This window comes from Staphylococcus pasteuri, from assembly GCF_030547725.1.
Taxonomy (GTDB): domain Bacteria; phylum Bacillota; class Bacilli; order Staphylococcales; family Staphylococcaceae; genus Staphylococcus; species Staphylococcus pasteuri.
In genome coordinates this window covers 1-258 of the sequence record NZ_JAUOQO010000530.1, presented here as the reverse complement: position 1 = coordinate 258, position 258 = coordinate 1, and the positions used below count along the sequence as shown (strand labels likewise).

Sequence of the window (258 nt, the reverse complement as noted above, 5' to 3'; positions counted from 1 at the left end):
GGACGACCCACCGACGACTGCCGTTTAACACCCAAAACCTGAGCCAAATAACCGAAAAGGAAGAAGAAAATGGCCCCTAATTCACTGTACCGCAACACCGCTCGCGCTGAATCGAAAGAGGCAAGAGAAGTCGCCCGACGTGCCGAAGCTGACCGCGAAAACATTAAACAACGCGCGAAAACAGCCGCCCTTCTGGAAACGCTGGAAAAGGGCAAGGAATACGACGGTTTGGCCGCTGAAGTCCGCACCATGAACTCC

1 protein-coding gene is annotated in these 258 nt (G+C 54.3%); it reads left to right on the top strand.

Features of this window, described 5'->3' with window-relative positions:
• Positions 1-69 precede the first annotated feature (69 nt).
• Positions 70-258, top strand: a 189-nt coding sequence (locus Q4528_RS14620; protein ID WP_303522381.1) for a hypothetical protein, incomplete at its 3' end; no start/stop codon positions are given.